Consider the following 18,747-nt stretch of genomic DNA (forward strand, 5'->3'; position numbering starts at 1 on the left):
AGGGAGCTTGACGCCTACCTGGACCACTACAACCGCCGGCGACCCCACCGGGCCTTGGGGGGCCTGGCCCCTTTAGAGTACCTGGCTAGAATACGGGGAGAGGCGGTCCCCACAGAGTCTCAAATGTGTTGACCGACTACAGCCCCTTGACAGGGGGTGCACACTGGATAAACTATTCAAAGCCGGAAGTGCAAACCCTGAGGTTCCAGCCGAGCTGGCGGTGCTTGGGTTTGCCTTGCGCGCTTTGGCCTTACTGGGAGGTTTTCGAAATGAAGCTCTGGAAGCTAGCGTTGGTTTTCCTGGTGCTCCTGGGCACGGCTTTGGCCCAGCAACGGCCCCGGGTGGTGATACCTACCGGCAGCACGGGAGGGGTGTTCTTCTTCTACGGGCAGGCCATCGCCAAGATTCTGACCGAGGCCGGCGTGGCCGACGCAACGGCTCAGCAGACCGGGGGCTCTTACGACAACCTGCTCCTTCTGCGCGACCGCACCGACCCCCGCTCCAACACCTATTACTGCGCCTTAGCCACCACCGACTCGGCCCTGGTCACCTACACCGGGGAGGAGCCGCGCTTTGCCCAGCGCAAGGCTGACATGCAGCGCATCATGTTCTACATGTACCCGAGCCTCATCCACATCGTGACCACCGAGAAGTCGGGCATCAACTTCGTGGGCGACCTGCGGGGCAAGCGGGTCTCCACCGGCCAGCCGGGCTCCTCCACCGAGAACCTGGCCCTGCTGGTGCTCAAGGGGGCCGGGGTGGATGTGCGGGAGTTTGCCAAGCGGGAGCGCCTGCCCGCTGCGGAGTCGGCCAAGGCCCTTGCCGAGGGCACCATCGACGCCTACTTCTGGGTGGGCGGGGTGCCGACCTCGAGCGTGGTTGAGCTGGCCCAGAGCCTGGCCCGAAAGGGTGACCAGATCAAGCTGGTGGACTCCCCCCGAACTGGCCCTACCGCCCAGCTCCTCATGAAGGAGTTCCCCGGCATCATCACCACCGGTGTGCTGCCCAAGTCGGTCTACGGTACAAGAAGGGATGTCTTTGCCCTCTTCACCGGCAACGTCTTCCTCTGCCCAGCCTCTATGCCCGACGATTTGGCCGCGGCCATCATGAGGGCAGTCTTCAGCAACCTGCAGACCCTGGTCACCGCCACCGCCGCGGCTCGGGATACCACCCTCAAGAACACCGTAGACCTCTACAACCAGAGGATGGTGGTGCCCTTCCACCCCGGCGCGGTGCGCTACCTGCGTGAGGTGGGGGCCATCCAGTAGCCTGCCTCAGAGCTTTGGGGCCCCCGCCTGGGGGGGCCCCTTTTTTGTCCGCTGAGGGTGGTGGCCTCCAACAAGGAGCCTCACACCAAGGGCTTCAGGCCTATATAATCAAGCGGATTTCCGAGAGGTGCCCTCATGGAGATACCCAAAGACTCTACCGGTCGCACCACCCGCATGGGCCGGGTTGTCTGGTTTGTCCTGCTGGTGGGTGCCCTGTTTAGCCTCTACCTGGTGCTCCACCCCTTCACCCCCCTGAGCCGGCTGGACATTGGCATCCTAGACCAGGTGCAGCTTCGGCGAGCCACCCACGTGCTTTTGCTCCTGGTGGCGGGCTATCTCATCACTTCCCGCCTCCCAGGGGCCAGGCGCACCCCGGGCTCCTGGGTCTTTGCCCTTCTCACCCTGCCCTTCCTCTACACCTTCTGGGTGCCCAACGTTCCGGGAGTAGAAATACCCTTGGCAGGCCGGCTGGTGGGCACGCTGGCCTGGGCCCTGGCCGTGCTGCCCGTGCTCCTGCCCGCCCTACGCCGCTATGGGGATGTGGCCGCGGCCCTTTTGGCCATTGCCCATTGGGCCTACCAGGTGCGCTACTACGAGGAGCTGGTCAACCGGGCGGTAATCCCGGCGGGCTGGGACATGAGCATGTCCTTTACCGTCATCGTTCTGGTGCTGGGGCTGGTGAGCCGGTTTTTGGGCCCGGTGATGCCCTCGCTGGTGCTCATCTTCCTCACCTACAACATGTACGGGCAGTACGTGCCCGGCACCTTCCAGGGGGCCAGAAACGGCATCGACCTGATTTTGGGCAAGACCTATAACGAGACCGAGGCCGGCATCTACGGCCTTATCACCGGGGTTTCGGCTAAGTACATCGTCTACTTCACCATCCTCTCGGGCCTGATAGGGGCCCTTGGGTTGGGCAAGGTGGTGGCCAACATCGCTCTGTCGTTGGTGGGCCGTACCCCCCAGACCCCGGGCCGGGTGACCGGAATCGCTTCGGTCTTCATGGGCATGTTTAGCGGCTCGGGCGCGGCCGACACCCAGTTCGTAGCGACCCTGACCAAACCCCTTTACGAGAAGGCCAACTACGATCGGATGGTCGCCGCCGGACTGGTAGCCACCGCTGGCACCATCGCCCTCATCACTCCGCCGGTGCTGGGCAGCATCGCGTTTGTGATGGTGGAGATTCTGCAGATCAGCTACCTCTGGGTGGTGGTGATGGCCCTGGGGCCCATGCTCCTGTACCTTTTGGGTGTCCTCACCTTCAACGAGTTTTACGCCCGTAAGGCCAAGCTGCCTCCTGTGGGGGCCGACATCACTCTGGGACGGCGCTATGCGCTGCGCTACAGCATCATCTTCATTCCCATCTTGCTGATTGTGGTGATGCTCTTCCTAGGGAGCGAGGTGGCCACCGCGGTCTACCTGGCCGCCCTGGCCTTTGTGCTCCTGGCTTACCTCGACCCCACCCTGCGCCCAGCAGCCCTCAACGAGGCTATGCGAAGCCCGGCCTACCGCCTGGGGCTGCCCTTAGGGGTGGGTCTGGGCCTGTTGGGGGCCCTGCTGCCCCTTTGGGCGGGCTGGAACCTGGGCAACATCCCCATTCTGCCCATCACCTTGGCCGTCTTGGGCTTGCTGCTGGGGGCCTTCTTCTACCCCGCCTGGGCCGGTGGGAGGCTGCGGGAGGCTTTGGAGCCCATCGCTCAGGGCCTGGTGGAGGGCTTTCGCCAGCTTATTCCCATCGGTTCGGCCATCGTGGCGGCCAACCTGATTTTTGGGATGATGGTCATCACCGGCCTGCCCTCCAAGTTTTCCATCTTCCTGGGCCAGGTCTCAGGGGAAAGCCTGTTGCTGGCTACCCTGGTCACCGCCTTCTTCAGCCTGGTGCTGGGGATGGGGGTGCCCCCTACCGCTACCTACGTGCTCACCGCCTCCCTTACCGCCCCAGCCATCATCAAGATTGCCGCAGCCAACTTCCAGGGGTACGGCCTCGAGCCTCAGCAGGCGGTGCTGGCTGCCACGCTGGCCACCCACATGTTCCTCTTCTACTATGCGGTCCTGGCCGACGTAACCCCACCGGTGGCCCTCTCGGGGTACGCCGCAGCCTCGGTTTTCAAGACCAACCCCATCCTGACCGGGGTCTATGCGGCCCGGGTGGCCTTGGCCAAGTACATCATCGGGTTTTTCTTCCTGCTTTCCTTCACCGGCACGGGTCTGCTCATCCTGCCGGTGCTGCAGAATGTGCCGGGCCTCGAGGGTTGGCTCATCGTCCTCGAGCGCTTCTTCTTCACTGCCGCGGCCATTGTTTTCCTGGCTGCAGCCACGGTGGGCTACACCCGCAGGCCCCTACACCGCTGGGAGAGCTGGGTGATGGGTTTGCTGGCCCTAGCCCTCTTCTACCCCTACCCTAATCTCTGGATGTCGTTTGTTCCCTTTGGGCTGGGCTTGCTCTTCTTCCTGAGGGGTGGGAAGACCGAGGCCCCCAGCCCCCAGGCTGGGGATTGACGGGGAGGGGTTGTCACAGCCAGCCCTTGAAAAAGTCCCGCACCTTTTTTAGGGCTTCGATGAAGCGGTCTATGTCCTCGTAGGTGGTGTAGATGTAGAAGCTGGCCCGTACGGTGGCGGGCACGCCCAGCCGGCGGTGCAGGGGCTGGGCGCAGTGGTGCCCGGCCCGCACCGCAATGCCGTGCTGGTCAAGGGCGGTGGCTACGTCGTGGGCATGTAGGTTGCCCAGGGTAAAGGGGATTACCCCTCCTCTGTCCGTTCCCCGCGGGCCAAAGGTGCGCACCTCAGGTAGCTCCTCATCCAGCCGCTTCAGCGCGTACTGGAGGAGTTCCTGCTCGTGCCGCCAAACCCGGCTCAGCCCCACCTCCATGAGGTACTCCGCAGCCGTTGCAAGCCCAATGGCCTCGGCCACCGCGGGGGTTCCGGCCTCGAAGCGGGCTGGGGGAGCGGCGTAGGTGGAGCGGTCTATGTAGACCTCGCGGATCATCCCGCCACCTCCCAGAAAAGGGGGCAGTTCCTGGAGGACTTCTGCTCGGCCCCAGAGCACCCCGATCCCGGTGGGCCCCAGCATCTTGTGGCCGGAGAAGGCGTAGAAGTCGGCCCCCAGCTCCCGAACCCGTACCGGCATGTGGGGGGCTGACTGGGCCCCGTCCACCACCACCAGCGCCCCCACCGCCCGGGCCGCCCGGGCTATTTGGGCCACTGGGTTGACCGTACCCAGCACATTGGAGACGTGGGTTAGGCCAACCACCCGCACCCGTTCGGTGAGCAGGCCTTCCAGTGAGGAGAGGTCCAGGCGGCCTTCGGGGTGGAGAGGAATGCCTCGGACCACGGCACCGGTCCGCTCAGCCACCAGGTGCCAGGGCACCAGGTTGGCGTGGTGCTCCATCTCGGTCAGCAGGATCACGTCCCCCTCCCGCAGGTTGTGCAGCCCCCAGGCGTAGGCCACCAGGTTTAGGGCTTCGGTGGTGTTGCGCACGAAGACGACCTCGTGTTCTTGGGCCCCGATGAAGCGGGCCAGGGTGCGGCGGGCTTCCTCGTAGGCCTCGCTGGCCCGGGCCGAGAGGGCGTAGGCTCCCCGGTGGATGCTGGCGTTCTGCTCCCCGTAGTAGCGGGCCAGGGCCTCGATGACCCGAAGGGGTTTGTGGCTGGTGGCCGCGGAGTTCAGGTAGACGAGCTCGGGGTGGCGGGCCAGGAGGGGGAAGTCTTGGCGGAGGTCTTTCAGGGTTTCGGGCATAGCTCTTAGGGTAGCCCATGGGGGCCCGGGGGTTTAGGTCGGTCCTCACCAAGCGCCTAGCCCTTTGCGGAGGTCCTGGGCTTGCCTCAGCAGGGTATCCAGCCGCTCGAGCTGGGCCCGGATTCGTTCCAGCTGGCTTTCCAGCCGGCCGCAAGGGGCTCGGTAGAGGTTGTGGAAGCGCTCGCGGGTGTGGCTCAGCTCGGCCTCTAGGGTTTCCCGGAGCACCCCCTCAAGGGCTCCCCTTAGCTCTGCCAGCCGCTCGCGCAACCGGGCTTTGGCCGCCTCCTTGCGCCGAGGGAGAATGGAGGTGGCCAGGATGGCCCCGAACAGCGTGGCAAAGATGCCCAAAACGTCCAGGGCGATTTTCTGGGTAACGAGCAGGACGGTAAGCCCCAGCCCCACCACCCCTACCTCTGCCAGGGCGGTGTTTCGCAGACTCTCCTGGATGTGGTCCCGGAGCTGGCTGGCCTCGGCTTCGGCGTCGAAGGAGCGCAGGGCCTCTTCCAGGTTGCCCGCGATGGCCCGGGTTTCGGGGTTGCTCTGAACCCCGGGGTGCAGCCCAGGGGCTTCGCGCAGCAGGGATAGGGCGTCTTCCAAAAGCTCGCGGTCGCGCTTGGTCAGCCAGTTCAGGGCCTCCAGCACCCGGCGCTCAATCTCCTGGTTGGCCCCCCGCACCACCTCCTCTATGAAGCCCTGCTTGAGCCGGCTGGAGTTCAGCAGCTCGAGGAAGCGGGACAGGCGCACCTTCTCGTCCAGCCAGCGCTCCCCTCGGGCCCGCACCTCTTCAACCACCTGCAGGGCTAGGGCTACTTGGCCGCCAAAATCGCGGCGGATGCGCTCCTCGTGCCGGGTCAGTAGTTGGTCAAGTTCATGGCAGGTGGAGAGCTGCCTCTGGGCCTCCTCCAGGTGCTTTTGAAGGGTGGGCTGGGCTGCCTCGAGCTCCCGAATGAGCACCCCTAGGGGGGAGCTCAGCTTGAGCTGAGCGGCCTCCTGGTTGAGCACGCGGTGGATATGCGCTTCGAGCGCTGGGATGCCGCTGCTGGCCTCCTGCCCCTGCCGAGCCCGCCGGGCCGAGGCGGGGAAGGTGGGGGGGGTGTGCCCTAGGGTTTGTTCAGCACCCTTTCTCACAAAGGCCTCCACTTCCCGCAGCTCGGCATCGGTGAGCAGGTCGGCTTTGTGGAGGACCATGACCACCTTCTTGCCCCAGCTTTGGATGAGGCGAAGAAAGTCTGCTTCGGACTGGGTGAAGGGCCTGTCGGCGCTGGTGACGAAGAGGATGAGGTCGGCCCGGGGCAAAAAGCGCTCGGTGAGAAGCTGGTGGTGCTGGAGGATGGCGTTGGTGCCCGGGGTGTCCACCAGCCTAACCTCCTTCAGGAGAGGATGGGGCAGCTCTACCCGCACCAGCCCCGGCCCCTCGGGAGCCTGCTTGGGCTCTGGGCCGTACCCGATCAGGTGGATGCGGTCAGTGGTGGGGGTAACCCCCTCCTTCAGAAACTCCCCCCGCAGAAGGGCGTTTAGGAGGGAGGACTTCCCGCTGTTGAACTCCCCCACCACCACCAGCAGGAAGGGCCCCTCTAGGTCGAGCAGAGCCTGCCGTATGGCCTCGGTGCTCTGCCCTGCTTGGGCCAGAGCCTCGAGCCCCTGCCCCAGCAGCGCCCGCACCTCCTGGGCCAGGGCCAGCGTTTTTTCATCCAACATGCCCAGTATTCTATCCCACCTCCAAATTGCCCGTTTTCGTAGGCTAGGAGGGTTCTTCAGTGTGTGTCCGGTTGCGCCGGATTCGCCAGCCCAAATAGGCCACCGCCAACGTCCGCAGTAGCATGGAGACCGCGATGGGGAGATGGTAGGGGCTGGGCAGCCCAGTCTGAGCGTGTAGGCTGCCTAGGTAGCCGCCCAGCAGAGACCCCAGCAGCCCCCCTAGGGCGTAGGCCATCCAGTACCAGGCCAAGTACAGCCCCCGCTGCCTTGGGGGGGAGCTTTGCAGGGCCACGTTGGTGAGGGCGGTGTTGATGCCTCCCCAGGCAAAGGCATCGCAAACGGCCGCCAGCCATATGGTTCCGAGCTGGCCTGGTCCACCGGCCAGCCAGAGGGGGGGCAGCACCAGCGCGGCCACCCCACTGCTTATGAGCAACACCGTCCAGTGCCCGATTCGGTCGGCCAGGCGGCCCCACAAGGGGCTTAGCACTAAGCCGCAGGCCGAGGCGATAAGCGTCCAAAGGCCAAGCTGGGTGAAGCTCATGCGCGCGTGCTCTAGAAAAAGGGGAAACACGAACGGCCCGCCCACGCTTACCGCTCCTAAGAACAGCCCCACGAACCCCAGGTACCCGCGGAATCGGCGGTCGAAAAGGGGATGTATGAGCTCCGCAAGCCGGGGGGGGTCGCTTTGGGAGGGAGGCTCGTGCTGCCTTCGCAGGATGAAGGTGGCCCCCACCCCGGCCACCACGGCGGCCAGCAGCACCAGCAAGAAGCCCCAGGGTTTGCCCACCGCGTCAATGAGGCCACCTGCTGCCAGATTGCCCAGGGTGCCTACCAGGCCCAGGACCCCGTTGCGAAAGCCAAAGTAGCGTCCCCGAACCTGCTCGGGTACCAGGTCGGCCATCCAGCTCGTCCAAAGCACGCTCACCGGTGCCAGGATGAATTGGGATATAGCGGCAATGCACAGCAGGGCTGGAACGCGCCAGGGCTCAGGCATGAGGGGGATGAACAGCGCCAGCAAGAGTAGGCCCCGCCCGAAGACCGAAAGGTTGGCGCTCAGCTCCCTTCGTCCGCCCCGGATAAAGAGGGCCACGGGCGCGGCCATCTGCCCCACCATGGGTAGCGCCCCCAGGATGGCCAGGGCCGCCGGTGGGGCTCCCAGCCACAGGGCGTACCCGGTCATGACCATCCCGGTGCTCCAGTTGATGAAGAGAATGGCCAGCATTCCTTCCCAGATGGCTAGGTTTTGTGAACGGCGGGGCTCGCCTTGGGGTGGCGTCACGGGCGTTCATTATTGACCGCTAGGTCATCTTTGGGAAGGGATGGTGAGGCGATGGCGATGTGCTCCCTTCCGGACGGAAAAACCTCCGATCGGAGGCTTCAAGGAGCCTACATACAGGCTGCGCGGAAACTTCATGACCTCCCCTTAGGCTCCCCCATGGAAAGGCTGTGGCCTTTCCAGAAGGAGGAGCAGGAGATGAAACTTCCAATCCCTATCCTGGCAATTTTGGCTTTGGGCGTTGCAGCTGCTCAGGGTACCGCGCCTGGTTTATCCCAATCCCAGGCCTCGGTGACCCTGGTGCGCTGGGTGGAGGTTCTGCCTCAGGTGGTGCGTTGGGAGGACCTGGGTGCTGGGCGGGCCCGCCAGATTTACCTGGTCCTCGAGGGGCTGAGCTATGGGTTTACCCCAGAGGAGGCTCAGGCGGCGGTTGAGGCCCTGCAGCGGCTCCTGCCGGAGGACCTGCTGCAGCAGCTAGACCAGGCCGCAGCCCGGCTAGCTCGCGACGAGAACACACTCCTCTACTTCTCGGCGGCCGATTTTGAGGAGGCCCTGCATGCCTCCATCGCGGGTGCTTTCACCGCTGCGGAGAATGGCGGGGCCGACCCTGGCGAGTAATCCTAAGGCCTTCTTGAAATCTACACAGGCCCCACCCCGGCCTTTCACAAGGCTGGGGCAGACTTCTTCTGTGGCAACCCCTGGCGATACACTGGAGACGGTGGCGCTGGTACTGGTGGTTGAGGACGAACCAGAGATTGCCGAAATTTTGGAGAGCTACCTGCGCCGGGAGGGTTTTCGCACCGAGCGGGCCAGCGACGGGCGGCAGGCTTTAAACCTGGTGCGGGCGGCCCGGCCCGACCTGGTTTTGCTGGACATCATGCTCCCCGAGATGGATGGCCTCGAGGTATTGCGCCGCATCCGCAGCAAAGGCAACACCCCGGTCATCCTGGTCACCGCCCGCGCCGAAGACCTGGATAAGCTGCTGGGTTTGGAGCTGGGGGCCGACGACTATGTGACCAAGCCCTTCAGTCCGCGCGAGGTGGTGGCCCGCGTCAAAGCGGTGCTGCGGAGGGTAGTTTTGGCCGAGGCCCCGAGGACGCTGCTTAGGGTGGGGCCTTTGGAGATAGACAGCGAGAAGGTGGTGGCCCGCCTAGGGGGGGTGCGCCTGGAACTTACCCCAACCGAATTTCGTTTGCTGGAAACCCTGGCCCGTGCCCCGGGTCGGGCCTTCACCCGGGCTGAGCTGCTGGAGTCCGCCCTGCCCGACTCCGACGCTTTGGAGCGGGTGGTGGACGTTCACCTAAAGAACCTTCGGCGAAAGCTCGAGGCTGCCGGGGGTGGGGGGCTCCTGGAGACCGTGCGGGGGGTGGGGTATCGGCTTTGGGTAGAGGATTAGAGCTCATGCGCTGGTTCAACCGTCTCGAGGTGCGCCTGAGCCTGCTGATGGCGTTGGTAGCGGTAACCACCAGCTTGCTCACGGTGGCCCTAAACACCTACCAGCGGGAGCGCACCTTTCGGGAGCTGCCGGCTGAGGTGCGGGAATTCCTCAGGCGCGGCGAGGGGCGCCCCCCGAACCTGAACCTGACCCCTGAGCTGCGCAACCAGCTCCAGGCAGGAAGGGAGTTCCGAATCCAGATGCGCCCCTCAACCGACCCCGAGAACCCTAACCCGGTCTTTCTCATCACCCCGCTGGACGATCCCGCTGCCCCTGCCATCCGGCTTCAGGCCCCGCCCCGCCCCCGTAGGCCCAGCCTGGAGGCCCGTTTGCAGCAGAACCTGCTGATTGCCAGCTTGGTGGCCACGTTGCTGGGGGTGCTGGTAGCCCTGGTCTTTGCCCGCCGGATAGCCCAGCCCATTGAGGCTATCTCAAAAGCCGCGGGCCGGTTGGCCCAGGGCGACCTCTCAGCCCGCGCACCGGTTTCGAAGGGGGAGGACGAGGTGGCCCGGCTGGCTCGGAGCTTCAACCACATGGCCTCTTCGCTGGAGCGGCTCGAGGCTGAGCGCAAAGCCATGATTGCTGACATTGCCCACGAGCTGCGCACCCCCCTCACGGTCATGCAGGGCCGGTTGGAGGCGATTCAGGATGGGGTGATGCCTCTGGAGATGGCTGAGGTGGACCGGCTGCACCACCAGACCCAGCTGCTCTCGCGGCTGGTGGAGGACCTGCGCACCCTTTCCCTTGCTGATGCGGGGCGGCTAAACCTGATGTTGCGGGAGCTGGACCTTACCGAGCACCTTCGCCGCATGGCGCACACCTTTCAAGCCGCGCTCAGCGCCAAGCAGATTGGGCTGGAGCTCCACCTGCCTTCCCAACCCCTCTTGGTTCGGGCTGACCCCGACCGGCTGGCCCAGGTGGTGACCAACCTTATGACCAACGCTCTGGCCCACACGCCGGCCGGGGGACGAATTGTGCTGGAGGTGATGGCCGAGCCCACCCATGCCGTGTTGCGGATTCGGGACAGCGGCCCTGGCATCCCTGAGGAAGCCCTGGGACGGGTCTTTGACCGCTTCTACCGGGCTGAGGTCTCCCGTTCCCGCTCCACCGGAGGGAGTGGGCTGGGGTTGGCCATTGTCAAGACCCTGGTGGAGCTGCATGGGGGATGGGTAAGGGCCCACAACCACCCCGAGGGCGGTGCCCTCTTTGAGCTTTCCTTGCCCTTTACTCCGGCCAAGGCTCTCTGAGCCAAAGCTCGGCCCGCAGGCCCTGAGGCTGGTTGGGTAGGAGCACCAGCTTTCCCCCGTGAGCTTCGGCCACCCGGGCTACCACCGAGAGACCCAGGCCGTGACCAGGGGCCCTAACCCCTGGTGCTCGGTAGAAGGGCTCGAAGGCCCGCTCCATTGCCTCTTTGGGCATGCCAGGGCCCTCGTCCCAGACCCTGAGCACCACGTAGGGAGCTCGGCTTTCCAAATCTACCCCCGCTGGGGCTCCCGGAGCGTGCTTTTTGGTGTTTTGTATGAGATTTTCCAGCGCCTGCTCAATCAGTATAGGGTCGCCGGAAATCTCCAGGCTACCCGGACCCTGGTAGGGCAAACCCCATCGCCCTGCGGCCCTCAGGGCCAGCTGAGCCAGGTCCAGCCCGACCTTCTGTCCCCGGCCTTCCCGGGCCAGGGTGAGGAGCGACTCGCTCAGGCAGGTCATGCGCTCCACTTCCTCCTGCACCACGCTTAGGGTTTCCTCGGGGGTGGAGAGGCCCTGCCGGTATGCGTCGAGCTGAAGGCGGATGGCAGTGAGGGGGGTGCGCAGTTCGTGGGCGGCGTGCCGGGTAAACTCCACCTCGCGCTGGCGGAAGGCCGCGAGCCGTTCCAACATTTGGTTGAAGGTCTGGCTCAGATGCAAAAGCTCTCCGCTGCCCTCGGGGGGCACCCGTAGGCTTAGGTCGCCCGAGTCAGCGATGCGGCGGGTGGCCTTCAGCAGGTGGCGCAGGGGGCGAAGGGCTGGGCCGCTCAACATCCAGGCTGCCAGGGCGCCCAGCAAGGAGACCACGAGCGCCGTAAAGACCAGCGTCTGCCGGTAACCAGCCAGGCTATTTTGCACCTGGCTGGCCTCCAGAGCCCCTTGGATGTAGACCCCGCTTTCCAGATACAGGCTCTTGTAGAGCCAGTTTTGCTCTAAGCGGGCCCGGGGGCTGTCGCTTAGGGGAACCGCTTCAGGAAACTGGCCCCATTCTCGCGTTACCCTTCCTTCCTGAACCAGCCGGGCATGGGCTATGCCCCCGGGGGGAGCTGGGTTGATGAGCCTACGAAGGGGCCTTCCCAGCAGGTAGGGGTGGCGGCCTCCCGCATCTACATGCTCCAGGTGGTCCTCGATGCCCCGCCGCATCTCGGTCTGGGCGGCTACCCGCCGAAGATAGTTGTCCAGCTCGCGCTCGAGGTTCCCAAGCTGCAGCCGCTCAAAGCTGGCGTAGCCCAAAAACCCCTGTACCAAAAGAGCCAGGGCAATGGCCACGGCGATAAAGAGGGCTAGCCGCAGGCGTAGGCTCATGGCTCGACCCCCAGCTTGTAGCCTCCGGGAACCGTGCGCACCACCCCAGCGTTTAGCTTGCTGCGCAGGTGGTGCACGCAGACCTTGACCACACCCGTGTCCGAAGCCTCCTCACCCCAGATTAGGTCCAGGAGCTCTTCTGGGCTGTAAACCCGGTCTGGGTGCATGACCAGGCGCTCCAGCAGAGCATACTCGCGCCCGCTTAGATCCACAGGCCGGCCCTTCCAGCGCACGCTGCGGTTGGTCAGGTCGAGCTCGAGGGGGCCGTACTGCACCCGGCTTTGCCTCACCTCGCTGACCCGGCGGAGCAACGCCCGTACCCGGGCCAACAGCTCCGGCAGTTCGAAGGGTTTGACCACATAGTCGTCCCCTCCCCCATCCAGACCCCTCACCCGGTCGGCCAGGGCGTCGCGGGCGGTCATGAAGAGGATGGGCCCCTTGTATCCAGCCTCCCTGACCTCCTGGGCCAGGATGAACCCTCCATCCTCAGACTCTGGCAGGCGCACGTCCAGAATGAGCAGGTCGGGTTCTGCCTCTGCCAGCAGGAGACGGGCATTCGTGAGGTCGGGGGCATGGCGCACCTGGTGCCCCTGGGCAAGGAGGGCCCGCACAACCGGCCGGGCGATGTTGGGCTCGTCCTCCACCAGCAGAATCCGCATACCTCTAGTCTGCCCCCGAGGGGTTACGCTAAGGTTATGAGAAACCCCTCTCAGCTAGCCATAACCGCAACGTAACCGGCCGGGGCCAGACTCCTCCTTGGGAAGGCCAGAGGGCCTTCCCCAGAAGAGGAGGTTGACGATGAACAAGACCCTAAAGACCGCTTTGTTGGTTTCCACCCTGGCCCTGGCGGGCGCTTTTGCCCAGCAGACCCCAGCCCCACAGCAGCCTGCGCCAGCCCAGCCCGCCCAGCGCATGGCATTCCGTGGGTATAACGTGGGTAGCCTGTACTTTGCCGCTGCGCAGTTCCTGGGTGTGACCCCAGCCGAGCTGGCGTTGCTTTCCGGAGGCAGCAAAACCCTGGGTCAGCTCGCCACTGAGCTGGGAAAAACCCCAGCGGGGCTCGAGGCCGCCCTGGCCGCGGCCCGCAACCAGGCCATTGACCAGGCTGTGCAGGCTGGGCGCCTGAGCACCGAGCAGGCCAACAGCCTCAAAGCCAACAGCCAGGCGGTGGCCCGGGTCCTTGTGAATCAGCCGGTGCAGCTTCGCCTTGGCCCTGCAGGGCGGGATGGCCGCGGCCCTAGGGGTTGGTGGCGCTAGGCCAGCGGAATTTTTTCCGGGCGTGTGGTTGTCCACGCGCCCCGTTGACTTGATAGGCGGTCTGCTCTGGACCTTGTTGCTGCCCGTTCCGGTCTTGGTGCTCCCCCTACGGCTCTTGCGCGGCTCCAATAGCAGAAGCCCCCGACCGGGCACCGGGAATAGTTCGTGAGCGGTATGCTAAGGGTGAGGTCAGCCGGGCTGAGCGCGAGACCCTGAGGAGGGAACTGGGGGATAGTAGCCCTGAACGGGCCAAGGCTGTTTGCAAAGGGGGCCAGTTTATGGACGACGATAGACCCGTTGGCAGGATTCTCAGCCGGCGCGAGGTGCTGGCGATGCTAGGGATGGGTGGACTTGTGGGGGGACCTCGCGCCACTACTCAGGGCGGTTCGGCTGCCCTTCCCGCTTGCGTAGTGCGGCCAGCTCTCACCGAAGGGCCCTACTTTGTGGACGTTCAGCTCAATCGCTCCGATATCCGGTCCGACCCCGCCAGCGGGGTGGTCAAGCCAGGGGTGCCCCTGAGCCTGCGCTTCGTGGTGACCCGGGTCTCTCCTGCAGGCTGCGTGCCGTTGCCGGGTGCGATGGTGGACATCTGGCAGTGCGATGCGCAGGGGATGTACTCTGGGGTGCGGGACCGCTATGGGGACACCCGGGGGCAGAAGTGGTTGCGCGGCTACCAGATCACCGACGCCCAGGGAGTGGCCCAGTTCACCACCATCTACCCCGGCTGGTACCCGGGCCGCACCGTGCACATCCACTTCAAGATTCGCTACCAGAACCGCGACTTCACCTCCCAGCTCTTCTTCGACGACGCCCTGAGCGACCGTATCCTGGCCAGCCCACCCTACGCCAAGGCAGGCACCCGCACCCGCAACGCCAACGACAGCATCTACCGCAACGGGGGCAACCAACTGCTGCTCAAACTGGTCCAGAGTGGGGAGGGGTATGCCGGCACCTTCGATGTAGGGCTAGACCTGTAGCTTTTCATCGGAACCTTACCGCTCGTCTGCCCCAGCGTTGTTCCGGTGGAGATGCCGTTTTGCGGCAAGGGTGAGTCCGCGTGCTGCTTCCTACTCGGGCCACGCCCGCACCGCCGTCAGGTCCACTCCAAAGGGCATCCCCCTTACCCTCTGGTTCCAGGCTGAGCACCCACAAGGTGCTTGCAGAGCCAAGGCCGCTGTTCTGGGGGTGAGGTGTTTCGGCTAGGGGTGAGCCCGCTGCAACCCCTCCAGGTAGTTCCGAATGGGGCCTATTGCCGCGCCGTGGCGGTTGGTGAGGAGGTCAAGATGGGTCAGCCCTTCGAGGATGTTCACCTCAAGAGGGGTTTCTGGGAAAAACGCCCTTGCGCTGGCAAAGTCCTCGTTCCGGGGCAGAAGCCCCCGCCCGGCTCCCAGGGCCAGCACCGGGTAGGGCAACCGACGGGGCCTCAGATCGGGAAGCACCACTTCAAAGGCGGCGATATCCAGGGCCAGCCGGTAGGGAAAGAACCATTCGGAAAAACCGGTGATGGGGTTGGCATAGAGCCGCACAAACTCCAGCGGGTCGGTGGCCTCGCCGGTGTCCCGCCATTCCACCCGGCCCCCTCTGGGTCCCCGGATGGTGTAGACCAGGCGGCCTAAGGCCAGCCCGAGAAGGCTAAGCCCCTCCCGGGCCACCGCCTGGCCTGCTGAGACCGAAAAGATGGGAAGCAGGCTGTAGCGCTCATCCACTCGGTACAGGGCCGCGGCTAGCCGGCTGCTGCGGAACGGGGCCCACCCCGGGGGTGCATCGGCTTCCGGAGCCAGCCCTGCCATAAAAGCCTGGGCCTCGGCCTGGGCTAAGGCCGCCGGGCCGAGACCGAAGGCGGCCACGTAGGGAGGTGTGCGGCCTGAGAGCAGGTCGTTCAGACCGGGTAGGCGCCCAAAGGGGCCCTGGGCGCCCTCCAAGTAGGCCCTTGGGTCTACCGCGAGGAGCCTTGGGGCCCCATCCAGCAGGATCAGTCCGTCCAGCCTCTCCCCTCGGTAAAGGGCAAAGAGGGCGGCCAGGCTGGCCCCTAGGGAGTGGCCGGCCAGCACCACCGGGCCTTCCCGCCGGGCTTGTTCCACCAGCTGCTCGAGGTCTTCCAGGTGCACCCTCAAGCCCCACTCCTTGAGGAACGGAAAGTCGGGCAGGCGGTAGTCCTGGTAGTAAGCCCAGGGGTCGGGTAGGGCGAAGCCCTGCCGGTCCTCCAAGCCATTGGCCCGCCGGTCCCAGGCCCAGACCGTCCAGCCGGGGGCGGCCAGCACCAGCCGGCGGGCCAGGGCCTCGAAGTTGGTGGCTCCCCCCAGGAATCCGGGCACCATAATCAGGGTGCCCTTGGGAGCGCCCTGGGCGGGGAAGGAAAGGACGTAGCTCCGGTCAAGCCTGGAACCGGCCGGGGTGGGAGACCCGGGCACAGCAAAGTAGTCGGGCGCTCCGGACCAGCGGGGGCTTTGGGCCAGGGCCAAGCCCAGGCAGGCAACCAAGAAGGGCCAGCGCAGCATGAACACATGCTGCGCCCAAGCCCCAGCTAAAACTTCGCCGGAGACCACAAAAAGGGTGGGCCCAAGGCCCACCTGGCCTTGCTCCGGGCCTACGGGCTGCCGAAGCTATCCTCGACCACCACCACCTCTAGGCTCTGGTCGGCCACCCGGCCCACCGCGAAGACGCTGTAGACCTTACCCCCCTCAAAGGCTACCCCCTCCAAGGGCAGGGCCACGGTGGGGCTGCCGGTGGGGCGCACCTCGAGGTCGTAGGCCCCGGGCCGCACCGTGCCGTATCCCGAGCGCTGTCCGAAGGCTAGGTTGCGGAAGAGCAGCGGCCCACCCTTCAGGGCCACGTCCACCGCTGGAGCGTCGGGGGAGGCGTGGACGATTCGCACCTTGGCAACCCCTTCAGCTGGGGCTAGCCGGTCCTCCACCACCTGGGTTCTCAGGCTGGAGGCGGTCCCCAGGGCCATCACGGTGTAGTACCTCCCCGCCTGCACCCGCAGGCTCACGTCGGCTACCTTGGCTGGGTTCTGGCCAGTGGTCTGCACGCTTAGGGTCAGGTTACCCGCGGGCACCTCGGCGTAGTAGGTCACGTCCTTGAACCCTTGGGCCTCGAATACCTTGTTGCCCCCAGATAGGATGTCCACTGCCGGCGCATCGGGCACCAGGTGGGCGAAGCGCACAAAGGCGGTGCCGCTGTTGCTTTGGGCTAGGGCGAAGCCGAGAGTAAGCGCCAACCCCACGAACCAGCTTTTCCAACGCATAAAGGCTCCTTTCCAAAGTCTGCAAGTACATCTTAGCGCTGCAGCCCCCGCCCGGCAATCGGGGCGGGGGCTTGCTTCAGCCTTGGTATTTACTTGGGCATCAGCACGGTGTCTATAACGTGGATGATGCCGTTTCTGGCCTGGATATCCACGGTGGTTACGGTGGAGTTGCCGTTCAGGATGACCTTGCCGTCCTTTACCTCGATGGTTATGCTCCGGCCCTCCACAGTTTTAGCCTCCTTGAGGTTGACGACCTGGCTCGAGGGCACCCGCCCCGCCACCACGTGGTAGGTGAGTACCTTGGTCAGCTCCTGCTTGTTGGCCAGCAGCTTGTCCAGGTCGGCCTTAGGAATCTTGGCAAAGGCTGCGTTGGTAGGGGCAAAGACCGTGAAGGGTCCGGGGCCCGAGAGGGTCTCCTCCAGCCCCGCAGCCTTCAGCGCGCTCAGCAGGGTGCTGAAGTTGGGGTTGGTCGCCACAATCTGGGCGATGGTCTGGTTCTGGGTGGTGCCCTGGGCGTTGGTGAGGGTCAGGCCGAGGGCGGCGAGGACCAGGCTTCCAGCCACGAGCAGCGCCTTGAGTTTCATCTCCTATCCTCCTCCTGGGGCCGGCGGGCGTTCCTATCTGGAGGCCGATTTCCATGAGCTTTTGTCCACTTTTCCCAGCCCCAGGGTTAGGCTAAGCGTAGAATCTTGGTAGAAAATTTGTCCAGGTTACGTTTAGATTCGTGGGCGTGAGCGGGCCAGGCCCCGGTAGGGAAGGGGTGTCCGGGCCGGCTTCCACCTAAAGCGGCCGGCGTAGACCGGTCGGGCCTAGTCCCAGCCAGTCCCCGTGGACGACCGCAGCGTTCAACTTTCCCCAGACCCCGGTTGTAGACCCCAACGGCTACCCCAATTCGTCCCGGCTGCGCCGTAGGCCAGGGAGTGCGCCTCCTAGGCACATCAGCGCCCCCAGCATGAGCCCCTGCCGCAGCTCCCTCATCCCCGCCTCCCCCTGGCCAGACCCCGGCACCGCTCTGAACAGTACCTGACCTCATCCCAGTTCCTGGCCCATTTCTTGCGCCACTGGAAGGGCCGCCCGCACACTGGGCAGAGCTTGGTGGGTAGATGGGCCTTGAAGCCTTTGTGTTTCATGGGTTTCTGGACGGCTCCCGGCGGGATTTCCGGGCTCAGCCGATCAGCCTTTTTGAGGGCTAGGGGGCCTAGCGATCCGGCTGGCGGCCTCCAGGTAGCGTCTCCGGGCCAGCTCCAGGTCCAGCACCGGGGGCTTGTAGGGCAGGGCCCGCCCCCCCGACTCGGGCACCCAGCGCCTGAGCCAGGCCCCGCCGGGGTCATGGGTCTCGGCCTGGGCAATGGGGTTGAAGATCCGGAAGTAGGGGGCTGCGTCCACCCCCAGCCCCCCCGCCCAGTGCCAGCCTTGCAGGTTGGAGGCGTTGTCGCCGTCTAGGAGCAGGTCGCGGAAAGCCCGCTCGCACTTCTGCCAGGGTAGGAGGGCCAGCTTGACCGCAAACTGCGCCGCTACCATGCGGCCCCGGTTGGAAACAAAGCCGGTGGCCCGCAGCTCGCGCATGGCTGCGTCCACCAGCGGGATACCGGTCTGGCCCGTTAGCCAGGCCTCAAAAAGGGCTGGGTCGTCGTTCCAGGGCAGGGCCTCCCAGCGGGGGTCAAAGGCCCTTTGGAGCATCTGGGGGCGGTGGTAGAGCAGGTCGCCGCTAAAGTCGCGCCAGCAGAGTTCGCTCACCCACTTTTGGGCTCCTTCACCCCCTATCTGCAAGGCCTTTCGGGCGCAAAGCCGGGGGGAGAGCACCCCCAAGGTGAGGTAGTAGGAGAGCCTGGAGCCCCCCTGGCCGTCCAGCGCGTCCCTGGTTAGGTGGTAGCGGTTCAGCCTGTTCCTGAGAAAGTCTTCCAGTGCCCCCAGTGCGGCCTCCTCCCCAGCGGGCGGCAAGGGGATGCCGGCCGGTTCTTCAGGGATATGCCCTGGGTCGTAGCCCGGGGGCAGGGGCACCGGGGGGAAGTGGTGGGGTGCTTCGGTTGCGTCTGGGATGGGCGTGGCCCACCAGCGCTTGGAGTAGGGGGTAAAGACCGTATAGGGGCCTCCATCGGGTTTGAGAAGGGTTCCGGGCTCGTGGATGTACTGCCCCGGCAGGAGGTGCAGGGGCCGCCCAAGGGCTGAGGCCACCCTTTCGTCGCGGAAGCGGGCGTAGGGGGTGGTGTTGCGGACCGCGTAGACTGCCTGAACCCCCAGTTCCTCGGCCAGCCGCGGCAGCACCTCCCAAGGGGGTCCGGT

The 18,747-nt window shown here is 65.3% G+C and carries 17 protein-coding genes and 1 pseudogene; 8 read left to right on the top strand and 10 right to left on the bottom strand.

Translation table 11 applies throughout. The features are described 5' to 3' along the window. From NZ849_RS00250 to NZ849_RS00260, 3 genes and pseudogenes are all read left to right on the top strand, one after another. Positions 1-149, top strand: a pseudogene (locus tag NZ849_RS00250) (integrase core domain-containing protein); the annotation flags it as partial. 120 nt (positions 150-269) lie between these two features. Then, positions 270-1,268, top strand: coding sequence for a TAXI family TRAP transporter solute-binding subunit (locus tag NZ849_RS00255; RefSeq protein ID WP_295402887.1), 999 nt, complete (start codon positions 270-272; stop codon positions 1,266-1,268). A gap of 135 nt (positions 1,269-1,403) precedes the next feature. Further along, entirely contained in the window at positions 1,404-3,767 is a 2,364-nt protein-coding gene (locus NZ849_RS00260; RefSeq protein WP_295402867.1) for a TRAP transporter fused permease subunit, read from the top strand. Between the two features lie 13 nt (positions 3,768-3,780). On the opposite strand, the gene NZ849_RS00265 is transcribed toward NZ849_RS00260, so the two are convergent. The 3 genes from NZ849_RS00265 to NZ849_RS00275 are packed head-to-tail and all read right to left on the bottom strand — an operon-like array spanning position 3,781 to position 7,981. Further along, the gene (locus tag NZ849_RS00265) at positions 3,781-5,004 is read right to left on the bottom strand and encodes a cysteine desulfurase (protein ID WP_295402872.1); all 1,224 of its coding nucleotides are present in this window, start codon (positions 5,002-5,004) and stop codon (positions 3,781-3,783) included. 45 nt (positions 5,005-5,049) lie between these two features. After that, on the bottom strand, positions 5,050-6,702 hold the full coding sequence (locus NZ849_RS00270) for a dynamin family protein (protein ID WP_295386513.1): 1,653 nt from the start codon (positions 6,700-6,702) through the stop codon (positions 5,050-5,052). A 43-nt stretch (positions 6,703-6,745) separates the two neighbouring features. After that, the gene (locus NZ849_RS00275) at positions 6,746-7,981 is read right to left on the bottom strand and encodes an MFS transporter (protein WP_295386510.1); all 1,236 of its coding nucleotides are present in this window, start codon (positions 7,979-7,981) and stop codon (positions 6,746-6,748) included. Between the two features lie 195 nt (positions 7,982-8,176). Here NZ849_RS00275 and NZ849_RS00280 point away from each other — a divergent pair, with 195 nt between their 5' ends. From NZ849_RS00280 to NZ849_RS00290, 3 genes are all read left to right on the top strand, one after another. Beyond that, positions 8,177-8,596, top strand: coding sequence for a hypothetical protein (locus tag NZ849_RS00280; RefSeq protein WP_295386507.1), 420 nt, complete (start codon positions 8,177-8,179; stop codon positions 8,594-8,596). Between the two features lie 70 nt (positions 8,597-8,666). After that, positions 8,667-9,374 (top strand): response regulator transcription factor, encoded by a 708-nt coding sequence (locus tag NZ849_RS00285; RefSeq protein ID WP_295386503.1) that lies wholly within the window; start codon positions 8,667-8,669, stop codon positions 9,372-9,374. 5 nt (positions 9,375-9,379) lie between these two features. Next, entirely contained in the window at positions 9,380-10,660 is a 1,281-nt protein-coding gene (locus NZ849_RS00290; RefSeq protein WP_295386500.1) for an ATP-binding protein, read from the top strand. On the opposite strand, the gene NZ849_RS00295 is transcribed toward NZ849_RS00290, so the two are convergent. Continuing rightward, complete coding sequence (locus NZ849_RS00295; protein WP_295386496.1) at positions 10,638-11,960, bottom strand: HAMP domain-containing sensor histidine kinase; 1,323 nt, start codon at positions 11,958-11,960, stop codon at positions 10,638-10,640. The genes NZ849_RS00290 and NZ849_RS00295 overlap by 23 nt on opposite strands. Next, on the bottom strand, positions 11,957-12,619 hold the full coding sequence (locus NZ849_RS00300; protein WP_295386493.1) for a response regulator transcription factor: 663 nt from the start codon (positions 12,617-12,619) through the stop codon (positions 11,957-11,959). Before NZ849_RS00300 ends, NZ849_RS00295 begins: the two co-directional genes overlap by 4 nt. Positions 12,620-12,758: 139 nt before the next feature. Between NZ849_RS00300 and NZ849_RS00305 the strand changes: the two genes are divergently transcribed. Then, positions 12,759-13,217 carry a hypothetical protein gene (locus NZ849_RS00305; RefSeq protein WP_295386489.1) on the top strand — a complete coding sequence of 153 codons (459 nt, stop codon included), beginning with the start codon at positions 12,759-12,761 and terminating at the stop codon, positions 13,215-13,217. 278 nt (positions 13,218-13,495) lie between these two features. Continuing rightward, positions 13,496-14,194 (top strand): intradiol ring-cleavage dioxygenase, encoded by a 699-nt coding sequence (locus NZ849_RS00310; RefSeq protein ID WP_295386486.1) that lies wholly within the window; start codon positions 13,496-13,498, stop codon positions 14,192-14,194. A gap of 222 nt (positions 14,195-14,416) precedes the next feature. Here the strand turns inward: NZ849_RS00310 and NZ849_RS00315 are convergent, their stop codons facing one another. The 5 genes from NZ849_RS00315 to NZ849_RS00330 form a co-directional block, all read right to left on the bottom strand. Next, a complete protein-coding gene (locus tag NZ849_RS00315) occupies positions 14,417-15,715 on the bottom strand; it encodes an alpha/beta fold hydrolase (protein ID WP_295402875.1) in 1,299 nt (432 codons plus the stop codon). An 89-nt stretch (positions 15,716-15,804) separates the two neighbouring features. Continuing rightward, positions 15,805-16,464 carry a DUF4397 domain-containing protein gene (locus NZ849_RS00320; protein WP_295386480.1) on the bottom strand — a complete coding sequence of 220 codons (660 nt, stop codon included), beginning with the start codon at positions 16,462-16,464 and terminating at the stop codon, positions 15,805-15,807. Between the two features lie 89 nt (positions 16,465-16,553). After that, positions 16,554-17,048, bottom strand: coding sequence for a fasciclin domain-containing protein (locus tag NZ849_RS00325; RefSeq protein ID WP_295402880.1), 495 nt, complete (start codon positions 17,046-17,048; stop codon positions 16,554-16,556). Positions 17,049-17,438: 390 nt separating this feature from the next. Continuing rightward, positions 17,439-17,594, bottom strand: coding sequence for a DUF2256 domain-containing protein (locus NZ849_RS12075; protein ID WP_363319593.1), 156 nt, complete (start codon positions 17,592-17,594; stop codon positions 17,439-17,441). 43 nt (positions 17,595-17,637) lie between these two features. After that, the coding region (locus tag NZ849_RS00330; protein ID WP_295402883.1) for a deoxyribodipyrimidine photo-lyase at positions 17,638-18,747 on the bottom strand (1,110 nt) is incomplete at its 5' end.

This window comes from Meiothermus sp. (genome assembly GCF_025060375.1).
Classification (GTDB): domain Bacteria; phylum Deinococcota; class Deinococci; order Deinococcales; family Thermaceae; genus Meiothermus.